The sequence below is a fragment of the Nonomuraea sp. MG754425 genome, from assembly GCF_021699195.1.
Classification (GTDB): domain Bacteria; phylum Actinomycetota; class Actinomycetes; order Streptosporangiales; family Streptosporangiaceae; genus Nonomuraea.
Genome location: NZ_SSXE01000088.1, coordinates 1 through 13,999, shown reverse-complemented (window position 1 = coordinate 13,999; position 13,999 = coordinate 1). Strand labels below are relative to the sequence as shown.

Genomic DNA, 13,999 nt, shown 5'->3' with positions numbered 1-13,999 from the left:
CGTTATGCGGAGACGAGCTCTGCTGCCGCATCGGAGGTCTGCCTTCCGTCGGTCGCCCCGGTGAAACCCATCTGGTCGCTGATCCACTCGGCCAGCCCGCCCGCGCTGGGCTTGACCCAGATCACCCCGGCCTTGATGGTGATCCGCAGGCTGTTCTGCAGCCGCATCTGGAGCTGCACGGCGGCCAGGGAGTCCACGCCGAGCAGCACGAGGCTGGTGTCGGGCGTGATGTGGCGGGTGGTGCCGCCCAGGATGGTCCGGACGCAGTCGATGATGTGATCCTCGATGATCTTGCGTCGCTGGCCCGGGGTCCTGGCCTCGTGCAGCTCCTCCAGCACCGGGGACGAGCCCCCGGCGGGCGCGGGCCGCTCGTCGAGCAGGTCACGCAGCAAGGTCGAGCCGGACATCGCCGGGTAGGCGGCGATCCACCGGTCGGCGTCGATCGGCGAGTAGGCGAGCCGGCGGTGCCCGGCGGTCAGGATGCGTTCGAGCGCCTCGATGCCGTCGGCCGGCGAGATCGTGACGTGCCCCTGCCGGCCCAGGTGCTGGCCGCGGCCCACCTCGGACCAGGCGCCCCAGTGGATGCCCGTGGCGGGCAGGCCCTGGCTCAGCCGCCAGCGCACCAGCTCGTCGAGGAAGGCGTTGGCCCCGGCGTAGGCGGCCTGGCCGGGCGAGCCCAGCAGGGACGCCACGGAGGAGTAGACGACGAAGAAGTCCAGGTCGTGGTCCAGGGTGGCCTGGTGCAGGGCCCAGGCGCCCTCGGCCTTGCCGCGCCAGACCCGGTCGATGGTCACGTCGTCCAGCGTGGCCAGGGTGGCGTCCTCGACGACCCCGGCGGCGTGCAGCACGCCCGCCAGCGGCAGGTTCCCGTCCGTGGCGGTCCGGATGACCTGCCCCGCGACCGCCGGGTCGGCCGTGTCGCCGAGCACGACCGCGATCTGCGCTCCCGTGCTGACGCGCAGGTGCTCCAGCAGGCCGGAGGCGTGCTCGGACGGCGCGGACCGGCCGCAGACCACGACCCGCCGGGCGCCCCGGTCCGCCAGCCACTCGACGGTGAGCAGGCCGAGCCCGCCCAGCCCGCCCGTGACCACGTACGCGGCGTCGGAGCGCACCGGCTCGGCCAGCGACCCGCCCGCGGCGGGGGCCGGGCCGGGGCGGACCCGTACCAGGTGGCGGGTCTCGTGCGACCAGGTGACCTCCGTGATGGCCGCGTCGGCGGCGCGCAGGTCGGCCAGCACCGCGTCCAGCGGCGTGCCGGCGGACAGCTCCAGGACGCTCGGGGCCAGCTCCGGGTGCTCGAACGCGGCCACCCGCCACAGGCCGCGCAGGCCCGCCGCCGTCATGGGCGCGTCGTCGGTGCGGAAGGCCAGCCACAACCTCGGCGGCCGTTCCTGTGCGGCGGCCCACTGGATGATCATGACGGCCCGCCGCAGCTCCTCGCGGGCCGAGACGGCCGGGTCGAACTCCCCCGGTCCGCCGCCGACGGCCAGCACGATCGTGGTGGGCGCGGCGCCGCTCTCGCCGAGGGCCTCGTTCAGCCGCGCGGGCGTCAGTTCGGCGTCCCCGCCGTGCGTCAGCAGCCGGGAGCCCGCGGAGCCGGTCTCCAGCAGCCGGCTCAGCCGCTGCGCCCAGGGCGTCTTGTCAGGGGCGACGACCAGCCAGCGGGACGCGGCGGCCCGCTCGGCGTCCATCGGCTCCGGCGCGGGCTCGGGCACCCACGCGGTGTGGGCCAGGCGCGCGTTGAAGCGCTCCTGGGGCGGGGTGATGTTGACCAGGCGCAGCCCGAGCACCTCGGCGACGACGGTGCCGTCCGACGTCAGGAGCTGGCCGGAGGCCGTGCACGCCAGGTCGTCGGCCTGGTCGAGCCGGACGTTGGCCAGGCGCGCGTGCGCGGTGGGCCCGTACACCCTGATCTCGGCCGCGCCGTGCACCACGACCGGGCCGGGGCTGGTGGCGTAGTTGACGATCCACGCGCCGACGACGGTCTGCACCACCTCGTCGGCGAGCGCCGGGTGCAGCACCATCATCCAGGCCGAGGCCCGGCCGGGGTCGGCGATCCGCAGGGACGAGACCGCGCGGTCCTCCTCCGGGTGCACCTGGATGCGCTCGATCGCGGCGAACGCGGGCCCGTGGATCACGTTGTGCCGCTCGCGGACGTGCGCGTAGAGCTCGCCGGGCACCGAGTCGCGCCACTCCTCCCCCGTCAGCGCGGCCGGGTCCAGCGCGGCGGGCCGCACCTCGCCGCGCAGCGGCCGGACGGTGCCGCGGGCGTGCACGATCAGGGCCCCGTCCGCGCCCTGGGAGACGACCTCGGCGGCGGCCCCCCGCGCGTCGCCCCGCAGGCGGGTGGTGACCAGCGGCTCGGGGTCGAGGGGCAGCGGGGTCTCGATGCTCAGCTCGCTCAGCGACAGGCACGTGGTGCCGAACACCTCGGACCCGGCGGCCAGCATCATCTCGGCGTAACCCGTGCCGGGCAGCACCGGGACGCCGGCGACCTGGTGATCGTCCAGCCAGGCCAGCCTGCGGGGGCTGATCGGCGTCTGCCACAGGTGCCGTCCGGGCGCGTCGGGGTCGTGCACGTGGCCGCCGAGCAGCGGGTGCTCGCTGGCCGCCGGCAGGTGGGGGGCGACCAGCCGGTACGGCTCCCGCTCCCCGCCGAGCCGCAGCCGGCGCCAGGCCGTGCCGGGGACGTCCACCGGCCGGCCCTCGCCGTACCGGGCGCTCCAGTCGATCGCCTGGCCACCGCAGTGCACGGTGGCGAGGTTGGCCAGGAAGGTGTCCTGGTCGTGCTCGCCCCGGCGCAGGCTGCCGACCGCGAGCGTGTCGTGCACGTCGTGGTGGCGGGCCGTGTCGGCGACCGGGCGCAGCGACAGCGGGTGCGGGCCGCACTCGACGAACAGCCGGTGCCCGTCGGCCATGGCCGCCGCCAGCGCCTCGTGGAAGTGCACGGTGTCGCGCTGGTTGCGCACCCAGTAGGAGGCGTCCAGCGGTCCGGGGTTGTGCGGGTCGGCGGCGGCGGTCGAGTAGAACGGCAGGTGGGGCTCGTGCGCGGTCACCGAGGAGACCGCCTGGTGGAGCCGGTCGAGGATGGGGTCCATCTGCGGGGAGTGGGAGGCGACGTCCACGTCCACCATGCGGGCGACCGCCCCGGCCTCCTGCCAGGCGGCGACGAGGGCGGCGACCTGCTCGGCGTCGCCCGAGATCACGGTCGCCTCGGGCGCGGTGAGCACGCCGATGGCCACGCCGTCGGCGCCGGCCGCCTCGATGTCGGCCCGGACGCGTTCGGCGGACAGCATGACCGAGGCCATCGCGCCGCCCGCCGTCTCGGCCAGCAGCGTGGCGCGGCGGCAGATCACGGCCACCCCGTCGGCGAGGCTGAGCGCGCCCGCGACGTGGGCCGCGGCCACCTCCCCGAGCGACTGCCCGATCACCGCGGCCGGTTCCACGCCGTAGGACCGCCACAGCCGGGTGAGCGCCACCTGCACGCCGAACAGCACGGGCTGGATGCGGTCCACCCCGACGAGCAGTTCGGGCTCCATGAGCATCCGGCGCAGCGAGAAGCCCGACTCCGCGGCCATCAGCGGCTCGATCTCGTCGATGGCGGCGGCGAACGCGGGCTCCGACTCCAGCAGGCCCTGGCACATGCCGGCCCACTGCGTGCCCTGGCCCGGGTAGACGAACACCGGGCCCCGGTGGCTCTCGGGCAGCGTGACGGCCCCGGTGACCACCCCGTCGGGGCCCGTCCCGGCCGCCAGGTCCCTGGCGCGGGCGGCCAGCTCGCTCCGGTCGCGGGCGACGATCACGGCCCGGTGCACGCCGTGCGTGCGGTGCGCCGCCAGCGTGCGGGCGGCGTCGTCCAGGCCGACGGCCGCGCCCTCGCCCTCGGCCCACCCGGCGAGACGGCCCGCGGCGAGCGTGACCGACTCCTGCGAGACGCCGGAGAGCGGGAACAGCAGCGGCCGGCTCTGCGCGGGTCCGGACGCGCGGCGGGGGCGCGCGGCCGGGGCCGGCTCCGACTCCAGGATGAGGTGCGCGTTGGTCCCGGTCACGCCGTACGAGCACACGGCGGCCAGCCGGGTCTCCCCGTCCACCGGCCAGGGCGTCACCTCGGTCGGCACGAACAGGCGGGACTGCTCGTCCACGGCGATGGCCGGGTTCCAGGAGCGGAAGTTGGCGTTCGGCGCGATCAGGCCGCGCCGCATGCACTCCATGGCCTTGATCGTCCCGGCCAGGCCCGACACCGGCTCGGAGTGGCCGATGTTGGTCTTGATGGAGCCGAGCGCGCACCGGCCGCTGCCCCGGCCGTACACGGCGTTGATCGACATGTACTCGACGGGGTCGCCGACCGGCGTGCCGGGCCCGTGCGCCTCGACCAGGCCGACCTGGCCCGGGTCGACGCCGGCGCGGGCCAGCGCGGAGCGGTACAGGCTCTGCTGCATCTCGGTGGACGGCGCGGTGAGCCGGGTGGCCTGGCCGTCGTTGTTGACCGCGCTGCCGCGGATCACGGCGAGCACCCTGTCACCGGCCGCGCGCGCCTCCGACAGCGGCTTGAGCAGCAGCATCGCGGCTCCCTCGCCGCGTACGTAGCCGTCGGCGCGGGAGTCGAAGGCGAAGGACTCACCGCGCTGCGAGGTCAGCAGCGAGGCTTCCAGGTGGTGCGTCTGCGGCGACAACATCAGCATGACGGCCCCGGCCAGGGCCGTGTCGCAGTCGCCGCGCTCCAGGGCGGCGCAGGCGGCGTCCACGGCCACCAGGCCCGAGGAGCACATGGTGTTCAGCGCCACCACCGGGCCGCGCAGGTCCAGGCCGAAGGCCAGCAGGCCGACGAGCGTGCCGGGGAAGTTGCCGAACAGGTACATGCTGTTGAGCGCGTCCTCGACGGGCCGCGCCTCGCGGAACAGGTTGTCGGGCGTGTAGGCCCCGACGTAGACGCCGGTGCGCGAGCCGCGCAGCCGTTCCAGCGGGACGCCGGCGTGCTCCACCGCCTCCCAGGCCACCTCCGTCAGGACCCGGAACTGCGGATCGACCCAGCGCTGCTCGGCGGGCGCGACGTTGAGCGCCTCGGGGTCCCAGGCCCACACGTCGCCGTCCAGGAAGCACCCCCGCCCGTACCGTGCGGCCTCGTCGGGGTTCTGGAGGGCCATCAGCCGTTCGGCGTCCCAGCGATCGGGGGGCACCGGGCCCATCTCCTGGCGGCGCTCGGCGGCCAGGCTCCACAGGTGCCCCGGGGTCTGCACCTTTCCGGGGAAACGGCAGCCGACCCCGATAATCGCGATCGGCTCTGAACGGGTCGTGGACATTCGTTGCTCCGTTTCTGGGGGGTGATTACTCGGCGACGTACGTGCGGTGCGACCAGTCGTAGACCTGGAATTCGCGCTGGTGGATGCGAACGGTCACGGGGGTCCGCCGGAAATGCTCGGTGCAGTGCGCGCGACGTACTTTCACCTCGGATTCACCGGCGGGAATCCGGCGCCGCCGATCGGCCGCTTCCAGGGCGTCGGGACCGCCGGTGAGCAGGATGTGCACGAGAGAAGACAGGTTCTGACCCATCGTTTTCGCTCCGTTCCCTCGCGTTGACGACAGAGCAGACGCTAGCCGCGAAATGCTGGTCAACGGTGCTTTCCGGAAGCGCAGTCCGTTAAGTTATCGACCGATCTTGACGACCTTGTCCGGGAGCATGACAATTTCCGGCCGCCGCGATTCACCCGCGACGGCCGGAACGAAATAAGGGAGAAATAGGTGGTTTTTCTGGCAGGTCACCCGGATCTGTCGGCCGGGAAGGGCACGGGGATGTCGAAGGCGCGGGAGGGGATGACGGCGGCCGTCCGCGACCCCGCCGCCAGGTGCGGCAGCCGCTGCTGCAGGGACGTGGCACGCGCCAGCAGCGCGCCGGCCGACGCGACGCCGCGGTAGGGGCGCAGCCCGGCCTGGAGCAGGGCGAGCGCCGCGCAGGCCCGGCCGGACCTGATGGCCGGATAGTCGTCGAGGAACCGGTGCCAGGTGGCCACGGCCTCCTCCAGATGGCCGTGGCGGAGCTGGAGACCGGCGATGCGCGACAACGTGATGGCACGGGAGTGCCGTTCGGTGGCGGGGCGGTGCCGTACCGAGATCTCCAGTTGGGCGATGGCCCTGGGGGTGTCGCCGAGCAGCGCCAGCATGAGGCCGCGCTGGTAGGCCAGCGCCGCCGCGGGCGCGCGATCGACGCCGGCGAACCGCTTGAGCTGCGCGCGCGCCGCCGTCATGTCGGCCAGCGCCCTGTTGGTGTCGCCGGCCGCCGCGTGCGCGACCGCCCGCTGGCCGAACAGCCAGGCCAGCTCCGCGGGCGGCAGGCGGCCCCCCGCGATCTCCACGGCGGCGCGCGACAGGCCGAGCGCGTGGTCGAAATGACCGAGCGACACCGCCTGCACGCTCATGGCCGACAGCGCCAGCGCCTCCACCCCCGGCTCCCGCGCCTCGGCGGCCAGCCGCAGCGCGACCTGGAAGTACTGCTGGGCGAAGCCGTGCAGCTCGTCGTTGTAGCACATCACGCCGCACTGGTAGCTCAGCCGGGCGGCCACCGTGAGCAGCTCCGCGCGGATCTCCCGCGGGGCCGCCGACAACGACGGGACGATGGTGTCGGCCAGGTAGAGGCTGAGCCCGGCCCGGACGTGCCCCGACCCGGCCGCCGCGTCGGCGTCGGAGAACAGCCGCAGCATCACCTCGGCCGACTCGACGTCCTTGCTGCCCACCCGGACGGAGCCGCTCAGCTCCGCCGACACCGGGACCGGCGAATTCCGCTCGTCCGGCGGGCGGCCGGACAGGCTGTAGACGCGGAAGGGAGAGGCGCCCAGGTTGGCCGCGTCGGTCGCCACGGCCAGCGTGGTCAGCCGGTCGAGCGGGCTGCCGCCGTCCTCGGGGCCGCCGTCGTCGAAACCCGCCTCCGCGGGTGTCACCAGCCGGCCCACCCGCCGCGACTGCGCCTCCGCCACGACGTGCGGCACCGGCCGCCGGGGCGTCATGCCGGCCAGCCACTGGGCGACCGATGACCGGGTGTAGGTGAGCGGCAGGTTCGCCTCCCTGCCGACGGCGTTGACCGCCTCCGCGAGGCTCTGACCGTTCCAGCCCGCCTCTCTCATCAACGCGTGCAGGCGTTCGTTGTGAACCTTGTGCGAATCCACGGACTCCTCCGGTGCTCAGTGAGACGGCGCCGTGTCGGCGCGAAGGGGTTCGCAGGTCCAGCGGTCGGCGGCAGCCGTCTCCGGCGACCGGCGCATCCGCGTCGTTCTACTTCCATGTTCGGATGTTTCCTGCTCACAGGTTAGCCCCGGGCCGGGCCACGCTCTTGAGTCAATCGACTGCCGTCACGTCGCTGGGGCCGGACCGGACGACCAGTTCGGTGGACAACCCCTTGCAGAAGGTGCCGCGTGACGACGGCACGCCGCGCACCGCGCGTACCGCGATCGGTGGCGGTGACGTGCCGGGGGCGGGCCGTCCTCCTGGACGGCCCGCCCCCGGGCCCGCTCGCGCCCGCTCGTCAGAGCTGGGAGCCGCCGCCGTCCACGGCGAGTTCGGCGCCGGTGGTGAAGGTGGCCTCGAAGGCGAGGAACACGACCGCCTTGGCGATCTCGGCCGGCGTTCCCAGGCGGAGCATGGGATTGTCGGCGGCCATCTGCGCCTTGGTCTGGTCGGCTGCCTCCTTGGGCATCGACTTCTCCAGGATGCCCGAGTCGATCGGGCCGGGGCTGACCGCGTTGACGCGGATCCTGCGCGGGAGGAGTTCGCGGGCCAGGCTGCGGGTCATGGAGCGCAGCGCGGCCTTGGTGGCGGCGTACGCGCTGAGCATGGGCAGGCCGAGCACGTTGGCCACCGAGGTGGTGAGCACGACGCCGCCGCCCTCGGCGATCAGCGGGGCGAGCCGCTGCACCGTGAAGTACGGGCCCTTGGCGTTGATGGCCATCAACTGGTCGAACAGCTCTTCGGTGGTCGCCTCGAAGGGGGCGAAACCGTTGACGCCGGCGTTGGCGAACAAGGCGTCGAACGTGCCGAACTCGGCCTTCACCCGGTCGGCCAGCGCGTCGATGTCGGCCGGCGAGGACGCGTCGCTGCGCACGGCGATCGCGCGGTCGCCGAGCAGGTCGCGGGCGGCGTCCAGGGTGGACTGGGTGCGGCCCGTGATCAGGACGCGCGCGCCCTCGTCCACGAGCAGCCGCGCGGTGGCCAGACCGAACCCGCTGCTGCCACCGGTGATCACCACGCTCTTGCCCTCGTACTTGCCCATATCGGTCAACCTCTTTCGCAGGAAATCTCAGAACCGGTTTCGTGTCCCGGCGGGACGGATTTCAGTCAACTCCGCGTTGACCTGGGTGTCCAAGACCTGTTCCGCACCCCGTCATGCAGGATCCGCATAACGAACAAGGTGAAGAGATGTCCGATACAGCCGTCGCGCCGCCGCCCACCGAGCCCGCCGTCGATCTCGATCTGCGGCTGGTGCGCTACTTCACGGTCGTGGCCGAGCACCTGAACTTCGCCCGCGCCGCCGCGGCGCTGCACCTGGCCCAGCCGTCGCTGAGCCGCCAGATCCAGCGGCTGGAGGACGTGCTCGGCGTGCGACTGCTGGACCGCACTCCCCAGGGCAGCCGCCTCACCGCCGCCGGCGCGGCCTTCCTCCCGCAGGCGCAGGCGCTGCTGCACACCGCCCGGCAGGCGACGCTCACCGCCCGCTCCGCCGCCCCGGCGCGCACGATCACGATCGGCTACGTCGAGGACCTCGTCATCACCCCCGCGCTGCGGGACCTGCGCCGCCGCCACCCCGACGCCCACGTCCGCGGCCGGCACCTCGACTGGGACGAGACCCGCGCCCTGCCCGACGGCCGGGTGGACGCGCTCGTCACCCGGACGCCGCTGCCCATCCCGGCCGACGACCTGCGCGTGACCGTCCTGTACGACGAGCCCCGGGCGCTCCTCGTCCCCGCCGGCCACCGGCTGGCCGGCGAGAAGTCGGTCACCGCCGCCGACTTCGCCGGCGAACCGCTCGTGGCCTGCGCCGGCATGGCCGCGCTGTGGACCGGGTTCTGGCGGCTCGACCCCCGCCCGGACGGCGCCCCTGCCCCGCTCGGTCCCATGGTCGTCGACACGTTCGAGGACAAGCTCGAAGCGGTCGCCGACGGGCTGGCCATCGCCCTCGTGCCCGCCGGCGACACCCGCGCCGCCCTCCGGGACGACCTCGTCACCGTGCCCGTCGAGGGGATCGAGCCCTGCCAGGTGGTCGTCGCCGCCCGGGCCGGCGACCGCGATCCGCTGGTCGCCGACTTCGTGGAGTCCGCGAGGAGCCTGCTCGTCCACGACGCCTGACCCGCTCCCGCCGTGCGTCCGCCGCGCCGGTCGCGGGGCTAGCGCCGGTCTCGGGTCACGAGGATGCCGTCGTCGTCGGAGAAGAGTTCCGCGCCCGGGTGGAAGGCGGCCCCGCCGAAGGTGAGCGTGACGTCGCGTTCCCCAGTGCGCTGTTTGCCGCTCTTGCGGGGGTTGGAGCCGAGCGCCTTGACGCCCAGATCGAGCCCGCGCAGCGCGACGACGTCGCGGACGGCCCCGTTGATGATCACGCCGGCCCAGCCGTTCGCCACGGCCAGGCCGGCGATGACGTCGCCCATGAGGGCGGCGCGCAGGGAGCCGCCCCCGTCCACGACCAGCACGCGGCCCGCGCCGGGCTCCGACAGCACCGACTTCAGCAGGGCGTTGTCCTCGTGGCAGCGGACGGTCGCGACGGGGCCGGCGAAGGCGTGCCGGCCGCCGTACTGGCGCAGTTGCAGCTCGCAGGAGTCGAACTGGTCGCCGCGCTCGTCGTACAGGTCGGCGGTGACGATGGTCATGGTGCAGAGCCCTCTCTACGGATCGACGGGAAGCCGCCGGGCGGCCACGCCGGCCCAGCCGAGGCTGAGCGCGGTCACGAACAGGACGCCGCCCGCGCCGAGACCGGCCGCCATGAGACCGGCCGCGCCCGGGATGACGAGCTGGCCGGTACGGTTGCCGACCAGCCGCAGCGACATGGCCCGGCCGCGCATGCCCGGCGGGGCGGACTCGGCCAGCCAGGACATCGTCAGCGGCTGGCCCACGCCGAGGCCGAAGCCCACGACGAGGAGCAGCGCGGCGAGCAGCCACACCGGCATGGGCACCGGCGTGAGCACCATGGCGACGGCCGCGCCCAGCGTGCTGACGACCAGCAGCCGGCGGCGGCCCACCGCGCGCGACAGGCGTCCGAGGAAGAAGCGCGAGGTCATGGACGCCAGGCCGCGCAGCGTGAGCAGCAGCCCCACGGCCCCGGCGCTCAGGCCCACCTCGGCCCCGAGCGCGGGCAGGTAGGCGAGCGTGACGTCCACCGCGGCGAGCACCACGCAACTGGTCAGCAGGGCGTGCGCGAGGCCGGGCAGGCGCAGCAGCGTGCGCAGGTCGCCGTCGTCCGCCGCGGCCCGGCCGGACGGGTGGCTCGGGAGCGCGGCCGACAGCGCGAGGATCACCAGGGCGAGGCCGCAGGAGGCGGCGAAGATGCGGCCGGTGTCGGGGATGGCCCCCGCGCCGCCGAACGCGGCGATCAGCAGCGGGCCCGCGGCCTGGCCGAGGGAGGCGGCGAAGGTGTAGTGGCCGAAGGCGGTGTCGTGCCGTCCGCGTTGCGCGGTGTTGGCGACCAGCGCCTGCTGGGCGATGACGCTGCCCAGGTGGCCGGTGCCGAGCAGGACCCCGGCCGCGACCAGCCCGGCGACGGTGTGACCGAGCACGGTGAAGGCGACGGCGGAGGCGGCGAGCAGCAGCGCGCCCGCGACGGCCATGCGGCGCTCGCCGTACCGGTCGGCGGCGTGCCCGGCGGGCAGGGCCAGCAGCAGCGGGGCGAGGGCGAAGCTGGCGCCGAGGACGCCGAGCCAGGCCGGGGGCACGTCCAGCTCCATCGCGCGGTACGACATGGTCGGCCGCAGCACGAAGGTGATGACCTGGGTGCCGGCCGAGTGGGACAACAGGACGGCGTGCCGATGCCAGGAGTCAGGCATCGCCCTCGCCCTCGACGGCACCGCCCGAAGCGGCCGGGCCCGGCTGGTGTTTGCGTAGCCGCCAGGCTGCCTGGGCGCCGAGGCTGGTGTCGATGTGCTCGCGCATGACCGCCGCGGCCGACTCGGCGTCGCCCGCGATCACGTACTCGAGCAGGGCCTCGTGCTGGGCGGCCTTGCTGTCGCGGGTCGCCTGGTCGCGCTCGACCTCCAGGGCGAGGCGGCGGTACCGGTCGGCCTTGTCCCACAGGCCGTCGAGGGTCTGGATGAGCAGGTCGTTGTGGGAGGCGGAGTAGAGCGCGCGGTGGAACGTACGGTGGATGACGAACTGCCCGTAGGCGGGGTTGCCGGGCAGCGGCTGGAGGCCCTCGTGGGCGGCGCGCATGGCGACGATGTCGGCCTTGGTGCGGCGTTCGGCGGCCAGCGCGACGGCCAGCGGGTCCAGGCTCCGGCGCAGTTCCAGCAGGTCGCGAGCCTCCTCGGCGGCCAGGGGCGCGACGCGGGCGTCACGGTGGGCGTCGAGCTCGACCAGCCCCTCGCTCTTGAGCCGGCGCAGCGCCTCGCGCAGGGGCGTGGTGCTGATGCCGATCTCCCTGGCGAGCTGCGCCTGCGCGATGACGGAGCCGGGGAGCAGCGCCCCGGACAGGATCAGCTCCTTGACACGCAGGTAGGCGAAGTCCGCCTTGGTGGTGTAGAGCTCAGCCGCTGATTCGCCCATCGCAGTCCCGTCTCGTCGGTGACGGTTATAACCTACACCGTCAATCCGACATATCAGCAAGAGCCCCGTTGAAGCATCTCCATCCTCTTAAACCCACCCATAACTGCTATAAGCCATTCCAACGTGCCATGGGGTCACATTGCTGAAGCAAGAGATTAACGTCATAGATTATAACAAATCAGGCCGCCTACCTGCGCAAGGCCGCCGGGCGGTGGCCGGACGATCTCGGCCTGGCCGGGCTGGTGGGGGAACTGACGATGAAGAGCGCCCGGTTCGCCACGCTGTGGGCCCGGCATCCGGTGCGCGACTGCCGCTCGGCCACCGTGACGTTCCGTCATCCGCTGGTCGGCGAGCTGACGCTGGCGGAGGAGGTGTTCCGGGTGCAGGACGACCCAGGGCAACGGCTGGCGGTGTTCGTGGCCGAACCCGGGTCGCCGTCCGAGGCCGCCCTGCGTCTGTTGCGGGCGGGGGTGTGAGGTGCCGGTTCAGCCTGCCGGGTGCAGGCCCATGGTCATGTGGGGGTAGCCCGCGTGGATGCGCTCGCCGAGCCGGATGTCCAGCCCGTCGATGAAGGCGGTGATCGCCGCGTTCGCCTCGTCGGCGCCGCCGGCCTCGCCCTTGAACTCGAACTCGACGAAGGCGCCGAGGCCGGCCACGGTGTCGAAGGCCAGCGCGATGCCGTCCAGGTGCCATTCCTCGCGGGTCTTGTCCACGACGGTCAGCTCGGTGAAGTCGAGGGCGGCGAGGGTGAGCCGGACGGCGGTGACGTCGGAGACGACACTCTCGTACTCGTCGCAGTGCGTCTTGATCGCCGCCTCCAGCGGATGCCACCGCTTGAAGTTCAGGGACGCGCGCCCGTCCTCCTCCCGGATCCGCAGCCACTCGGAGACGATCTGCCCGTCGAGGAAGTCCCGGTGCGGGCAGTTGAAGTAGGTGTCCACCTGCCGGGTGGGCTCGCCGGCCCCGGCGCCGCGCTCGGCGAGGGCGGCCTTCAGGTCGTCCACCGGGCTGAGGAGGCGGAACTTCTGCTCGACCTCGATGTACTCCAAGAGCTGCTCCTGACGGCTGGGTACGGACGTCGGGCCAGCATCTCGCGTGGCGGCTGCGCGCGGTGCCGGGTTTCGCCGATGCCGCCGCGCGCCCGGTGATGCGGAGGGCGTTTCGCGAGGGATCCGGGTGATTCGCCGGCCACACCCCTTGTTAGGATACGACTGTATCCATTAACGAGATGAGGTCATCATGCGCGTGCCCGACCGGCCGTCGAGCTTCACCGGCGACTCCGCCCGTGCCCGGTACCACGCCGCCTACAGCCGGGCGCTCGGCGCGTTGTGGCCCGTACCGGTGGACGACACCGAGGTGGAGACCCGCGCCGGCAGCGTGCGCGTGCTCCGGGCCGGGCCCGCCGGCGGCGATCCCGTCGTCCTGCTGGCGGGCTCCGGCGGGAACGCGCTGGCCTGGTACCGCCACGTCGGGCCGCTGGCCCTTGAGCGTCCGGTCCTGGCCCTCGATCCGCTCGGCGAGCCCGGCCGCTCGGTTCAGACCCGGCCGCTCGCGAGCGGGGCCGAGGTCGGGGGCTGGCTCACCGACGTCCTGGCCGAGGTCGGGGCCGAACGTGCGCACCTGGTGGGCTCCTCGTACGGCGCCTGGGTCGCCGTGGAGCAGCAGCTCGGCGGGGGCGGCCGGGTCGCGGCGCTCACACTGGTGGACCCGGCCGGCTTCGCGCCGATGAGCGGGCGGTTCCTGCGGTGGCTCATCGTCGGCGGGCTGGCCGCCACACTTCCGCGCACGTGGCGGCACCGGGTGGCCGGCGCGGCGGGCAACGGCACGCTGCGCGAGGACGAGCTGATGAGACTGGTGCGGGCCGGACGATCCTTCCGCCGGCGGCTGCCCGTCCCGCCCCCTTACACCGACGAGCGGGTGCGCGAGCTGTCCGTGCCCGTGCAGGTGCTGCTGGGCGCGCGCAGCGCGCTGCACGACGCGGGGGCGCTGGCCGCGCGGCTGGCGGGCGTCGCGCCGTCCTGGCGGGTGGAGATCGTGCCCGAAACCGGTCACGCGCTGCCCGTCGAGGCCCCTGACCTGGTCGTCGAGCGCATCCTCGCCTTCCCCGGGATCACGACGCCGGATCAGGACACGAGCCGGCGTCAGTGACACCGCCGCGCTGGGGGATGTCGCTTCCGGCCGGGGAGATCAGCCCCGATCGTGATCCGCGCGCCCCGGCGGCGCGGCCACGAGGCTGCCGGCCGGCGGGCCGAGGGGCGGCAGCCTCGTG

The 13,999-nt window shown here is 73.8% G+C and carries 11 protein-coding genes; 3 read left to right on the top strand and 8 right to left on the bottom strand.

Annotated features, from left to right (window positions below; genetic code table 11):
- Nucleotides 1-2 precede the first annotated feature (2 nt).
- The 4 genes from FAF44_RS28055 to FAF44_RS28035 form a co-directional block, all read right to left on the bottom strand.
- Nucleotides 3-5,300 carry a type I polyketide synthase gene (locus FAF44_RS28055; RefSeq protein ID WP_272895116.1) on the bottom strand — a complete coding sequence of 1,766 codons (5,298 nt, stop codon included), beginning with the start codon at nucleotides 5,298-5,300 and terminating at the stop codon, nucleotides 3-5.
- Between the two features lie 25 nt (nucleotides 5,301-5,325).
- Nucleotides 5,326-5,550 (bottom strand): DUF5988 family protein, encoded by a 225-nt coding sequence (locus tag FAF44_RS28045; RefSeq protein ID WP_237106283.1) that lies wholly within the window; start codon nucleotides 5,548-5,550, stop codon nucleotides 5,326-5,328.
- A 206-nt stretch (nucleotides 5,551-5,756) separates the two neighbouring features.
- A complete protein-coding gene (locus tag FAF44_RS28040; RefSeq protein ID WP_237106282.1) occupies nucleotides 5,757-7,157 on the bottom strand; it encodes a tetratricopeptide repeat protein in 1,401 nt (466 codons plus the stop codon).
- 356 nt (nucleotides 7,158-7,513) lie between these two features.
- Complete coding sequence (locus FAF44_RS28035; protein ID WP_237106281.1) at nucleotides 7,514-8,257, bottom strand: glucose 1-dehydrogenase; 744 nt, start codon at nucleotides 8,255-8,257, stop codon at nucleotides 7,514-7,516.
- Between the two features lie 146 nt (nucleotides 8,258-8,403).
- Here FAF44_RS28035 and FAF44_RS28030 point away from each other — a divergent pair, with 146 nt between their 5' ends.
- Complete coding sequence (locus FAF44_RS28030; protein WP_237106280.1) at nucleotides 8,404-9,330, top strand: LysR family transcriptional regulator; 927 nt, start codon at nucleotides 8,404-8,406, stop codon at nucleotides 9,328-9,330.
- Nucleotides 9,331-9,368: 38 nt separating this feature from the next.
- Here the strand turns inward: FAF44_RS28030 and rraA are convergent, their stop codons facing one another.
- Genes rraA through FAF44_RS28015 form a run of 3 tightly spaced genes read right to left on the bottom strand, consistent with a single transcriptional unit; the run spans nucleotide 9,369 to nucleotide 11,730 of the window.
- On the bottom strand, nucleotides 9,369-9,845 hold the full coding sequence (rraA, locus tag FAF44_RS28025; protein WP_237106279.1) for a ribonuclease E activity regulator RraA: 477 nt from the start codon (nucleotides 9,843-9,845) through the stop codon (nucleotides 9,369-9,371).
- A gap of 15 nt (nucleotides 9,846-9,860) precedes the next feature.
- Nucleotides 9,861-11,015 carry an MFS transporter gene (locus tag FAF44_RS28020; RefSeq protein ID WP_237106278.1) on the bottom strand — a complete coding sequence of 385 codons (1,155 nt, stop codon included), beginning with the start codon at nucleotides 11,013-11,015 and terminating at the stop codon, nucleotides 9,861-9,863.
- A complete protein-coding gene (locus tag FAF44_RS28015; protein WP_237106277.1) occupies nucleotides 11,008-11,730 on the bottom strand; it encodes a GntR family transcriptional regulator in 723 nt (240 codons plus the stop codon). The genes FAF44_RS28020 and FAF44_RS28015 overlap by 8 nt, the downstream gene beginning before the upstream one ends.
- Before the next feature lie 167 nt (nucleotides 11,731-11,897).
- On the opposite strand from FAF44_RS28015, the gene FAF44_RS28010 reads away from it, so the two are divergent.
- Entirely contained in the window at nucleotides 11,898-12,206 is a 309-nt protein-coding gene (locus FAF44_RS28010; protein WP_308193391.1) for a hypothetical protein, read from the top strand.
- Nucleotides 12,207-12,215: 9 nt separating this feature from the next.
- Here the strand turns inward: FAF44_RS28010 and FAF44_RS28005 are convergent, their stop codons facing one another.
- On the bottom strand, nucleotides 12,216-12,779 hold the full coding sequence (locus FAF44_RS28005; protein ID WP_237106275.1) for a class IV adenylate cyclase: 564 nt from the start codon (nucleotides 12,777-12,779) through the stop codon (nucleotides 12,216-12,218).
- 190 nt (nucleotides 12,780-12,969) lie between these two features.
- On the opposite strand from FAF44_RS28005, the gene FAF44_RS28000 reads away from it, so the two are divergent.
- Nucleotides 12,970-13,878: an alpha/beta fold hydrolase gene (locus FAF44_RS28000; RefSeq protein ID WP_237106274.1), complete on the top strand. Its 909-nt coding sequence runs from the start codon at nucleotides 12,970-12,972 to the stop codon at nucleotides 13,876-13,878.
- Nucleotides 13,879-13,999 lie beyond the last annotated feature (121 nt).

What these genes read in the sequence shown, in the direction of transcription:
- FAF44_RS28055 (WP_272895116.1), bottom strand. Translation starts at nt 5,300, where the DNA reads ATGTCCACGACCCGTTCAGAGCCGATCGCGATTATCGGGGTCGGCTGC.
- FAF44_RS28045 (WP_237106283.1), bottom strand. Translation starts at nt 5,550, where the DNA reads ATGGGTCAGAACCTGTCTTCTCTCGTGCACATCCTGCTCACCGGCGGT.
- FAF44_RS28035 (WP_237106281.1), bottom strand. Translation starts at nt 8,257, where the DNA reads ATGGGCAAGTACGAGGGCAAGAGCGTGGTGATCACCGGTGGCAGCAGC.
- FAF44_RS28030 (WP_237106280.1), top strand. Translation starts at nt 8,404, where the DNA reads ATGTCCGATACAGCCGTCGCGCCGCCGCCCACCGAGCCCGCCGTCGAT.
- rraA (WP_237106279.1), bottom strand. Translation starts at nt 9,845, where the DNA reads ATGACCATCGTCACCGCCGACCTGTACGACGAGCGCGGCGACCAGTTC.
- FAF44_RS28020 (WP_237106278.1), bottom strand. Translation starts at nt 11,015, where the DNA reads ATGCCTGACTCCTGGCATCGGCACGCCGTCCTGTTGTCCCACTCGGCC.
- FAF44_RS28015 (WP_237106277.1), bottom strand. Translation starts at nt 11,730, where the DNA reads ATGGGCGAATCAGCGGCTGAGCTCTACACCACCAAGGCGGACTTCGCC.
- FAF44_RS28000 (WP_237106274.1), top strand. Translation starts at nt 12,970, where the DNA reads ATGCGCGTGCCCGACCGGCCGTCGAGCTTCACCGGCGACTCCGCCCGT.